The organism is Dolichospermum sp. UHCC 0259, from assembly GCF_009711935.1.
Lineage (GTDB): Bacteria > Cyanobacteriota > Cyanobacteriia > Cyanobacteriales > Nostocaceae > Dolichospermum.
In genome coordinates, this window is sequence record NZ_VIKX01000003.1 from 1 (window position 1) to 2890 (window position 2890).

Sequence of the window (2890 nt, forward strand, 5' to 3'; positions counted from 1 at the left end):
CGCTGGTTTTGGTCTTAGCACACTCAAGCAATTATTTAGAATGAAATAGCCCTGCCTTTCTTCCTTAATCTGTTGTTGTAATACCCGCTTTACTTCACTCCAACTGTGAATATCCTCAAGCCGCACTTCACCTATATTCACTGGGGAATACTCTAAATTACCTTCTTGATTGCGACTAACAGCTACACGAAAAACCTCACCTCTTTCATCATGAGTAAACACCAATTCCTGACCCTCTTTAGCTAGGATGGCACGTTTAAATCTCAGGCTATTCTCACCATTTCCTCTGAGTAAACGATTCATTAACTCCACACCAACAGGCACTGCTATCTCCAATAATTTATTGATTAACTCCTGCTTTCCTACTGATTTGAGTTCAATTGTAGGCTTCTCCGACTCCAGTTTATCTTGAGCAATGAATACCAGTTCCCTAGCCTCATCTTCAGTCCAACCAACTGGGCTAACTCTGATAATCTCTGCAACTTCCACGGCAGACTTATCATCTTTCAACGCCCTGACAGCAATTTCCTTATCCCTGTCTGTCACCAATTCCTGTTGAAGTCCCGCACTATAGTTTTTGTAAAGCTCAACTGATTGTTTTTGGGTAAGCTGGGGTTTGATTTCTAGTTTATCTTCAAGTTTAGTAGTAATTATCTGGGAATTATCTATAGGTTTATTAGAAGATATTTGAGAATTATCTGTAGGTTTATTAGATAATAAATCGTCTATTACCTGCTGATTAGCTTGAACTACAGGAGCAGATTCCAGCATCTCAGTTAGACGTTTAATTTCCGCATCATCCCGTTTAAGGTCATAGCTTACCCCCAATTCTGTCTGTAACTTATTGAATGAACACTTATATTTATTGAGATTGCCTCCCTGTTTCCAAAGCAGTTGAGGAGAACCATCTTCATTCACTGCACCTATATCAATACCAAACTTGATGCCCCTAACTCCACCATGATTGTAATAACTGACGATGGCTTTAACTTGATGCTCTGACCATAATCTCTCAATTAATTGTGGCATTGTGGGTTTATCTGCTGCTATTGCATCTATAGCCCGTCGCATTATTTCTTCTCCTGGCAGTCCATCAGTTTCCACCCGTTCTAGTTGATTACGGGTCATGGCTTTGCGTTTACTTTCCCAACTACTTTGGACTGGGGTAAGGTGAAATTCTCGCTCTAGCAGTCGAGATGAATGTTCTGAGTAAGCATAATTATTCCAGGTGCGAATGGATTTACCATCTAGGTTATTGACTCTGGATGCAACGATGTGAGTGTGGTCGTTTTCTTTGTCAGAATGTCGGGCTATGAAGAAATCATAAGCTGGCAGTTCTGTTTCAATAAATTCATCAACTAGTTGGTTTAGTTTGCTATCAGCTATCCTTTTCTCAGGTTGTTTAACTTGGGATTCTTCACCTTTTAATCTGGATAATACAATGACGTTGGCAAGGTGACGCTGGGATAAATTAGCTAATTCTTCATCATTGAGGGTTCTATCAGTTTTGGGTACTGACAACATTAGATGGTAGCAGGGGTCTTTGAGTTGGGGGTTAAGATGGGCTGATAGGGTGAACTGTTCTACCAGTTCTTTGGTGGTTGAGCCGTACATATTGCCACCAATGATTGTGGCTTTCTCTTTCTCTAATACATACTTAGTTGTCCCCCGAAATGATTTATTAGCTTTGACTTTAGTAATCATTTCGCTGCCCCTATTCTATCATTTGGGTGAGTTGTCTGTGAGTTTGTTCTAATATATTTGCTAGTTCTTTCAGGGTTTGGAGGTACTCTTTGGCTTCCTTATTTAGTGGTTGATAACCAACTTTAACTGCTTCGTTTATAGCTTTAGTCTGTTGATTTATGTTGTTGCCAATTTTCTTGAGTTCGTAAATACATTGTCTGTTAACTTCTGGGATAATTGACTTAGAACGTGGTAGGGAATAATCGAATAATCTAGCTCTAATATAATCGCTCTGCACTACCCCAATACACCGTTGTTCTAGTCTCGCTTTCTCGTCATTGCTGACCCTAAATGTCACAGTTATTTCTCGCTTTACTTCTGGCTGTACTGAATGATTACTTAGTACATTTGCTAGTTGATTACTTAATGCTGTACGAGGGTCTGGTTGTGTCATAAACAACTCCTAATAGTGGACGACAATGGGGGCTTGGGGGACACCCCCAACAAGCAATTCACGCCTCTTTTGCGGTAGCAAAAGCAGCGCGGAGCGCGTTAAGGCGTATTGCTTGCCTCTATTAACGGCGGATGTAGGGGGTAAAAGTACGGGTATATTCGGCATAACCAGCACGTAGGGTAAAAACCAAAGTGTGTAATGCTTTCACCACTGAGGCTACAGCACTATTTAATTGTTTTTATCATATTCTCTTTAGACTATAAACTCTAGTTTACCTCACTGGCTTATAAATCTTTGCTTAATTATCCACCTTGCATTTATGAGCATCTGCACCATCAAATTTATGGGTTCTGGTACAGTCAAACTTATAGGTTCTGGCACAATTAAATTTATGGGTTCTGAGGTAGGGTTACACTTGCTGTTTTGGTTAATGACACTGACCTAAAATCCCCTCGTGAATTCTCGCATTTGCATCTACAAGTATCTGTACAATCAAATTTAAGGTTCTGGCACAATCAAACTTATAGGTTTTAGTTTTGGTTAGATGCAATTGCTTTAGTTGATAAATTTAATTGATGAATTTTGTTGATTAAGCATTCATCAATATCTGCACAGCAAAAACTTATAGGTTCTAGACTAAGATGTCACTTGCTGCTTTGTTGATAAATTTATCAATTAAATTTGGTTGATGAAATGGCGGGTAATTCTTCTAAAATAAAGAAAATTATCGCTACTAATTATGTCCCGCAAACC

The 2890-nt window shown here is 39.3% G+C and carries 2 protein-coding genes; both read right to left on the minus strand.

Annotated elements, in window-relative coordinates; all coding sequences use genetic code 11:
• Positions 1–1704, minus strand: a 1704-nt coding sequence (locus FJR05_RS00140; RefSeq protein WP_168642250.1) for a relaxase/mobilization nuclease domain-containing protein, incomplete at its 3' end; no start/stop codon positions are given.
• 10 nt (positions 1705–1714) lie between these two features.
• On the minus strand, positions 1715–2137 hold the full coding sequence (gene mobC / locus FJR05_RS00145; protein ID WP_168642251.1) for a plasmid mobilization relaxosome protein MobC: 423 nt from the start codon (positions 2135–2137) through the stop codon (positions 1715–1717).
• Between the last annotated feature and the right edge of the window lie 753 nt (positions 2138–2890).

Coding starts and splice junctions, on each gene's coding strand:
- mobC (WP_168642251.1), bottom strand. CDS start 2,137: ATGACACAACCAGACCCTCGTACAGCATTAAGTAATCAACTAGCAAAT.